This window comes from Achromobacter sp. GbtcB20, from assembly GCF_019091095.1.
In the GTDB taxonomy this organism is placed as follows: Bacteria; Pseudomonadota; Gammaproteobacteria; order Burkholderiales; family Burkholderiaceae_B; genus Achromobacter; species Achromobacter mucicolens.
The window spans coordinates 1-276 of the sequence record NZ_JAGXJZ010000502.1 but is presented as its reverse complement, the minus strand read 5'-3'; the positions used below and the strand labels follow the sequence as shown (position 1 = coordinate 276).

Genomic DNA, 276 nt, shown 5'->3' with positions numbered 1-276 from the left:
CCAGGCCGTTCAGCACGCCGCTTGTCACGTTCTCGACCTTCTCGGTCACGTACACCAGGGTGTTCGGGCCGCCCGGCAGTTCCTCGGCGCGGGTCTTGGCCAGGAAGCCGTCGACGATGTAGTTCTTTTCCGCGGTCGAATTGCGCTGGATGGCGCCGTAGGCGCAGTGGTGGTTGGTGACCACCAGGCCGTCCGGCGAGACGAAGGAGGCCGAGCAGCCGCCCAGCGAGACGATCGCGCTCATCGGATGCTTCGACAGGTCGGCCAGCTTCTCGG

The 276-nt window shown here is 66.3% G+C and carries 1 protein-coding gene; it reads right to left on the bottom strand.

Going from position 1 to position 276, the window contains the following annotated elements; genetic code table 11:
* Positions 1 to 276: S46 family peptidase (locus tag KVT32_RS29950; protein ID WP_217619414.1), on the bottom strand; the 276-nt coding region annotated here is incomplete at both ends.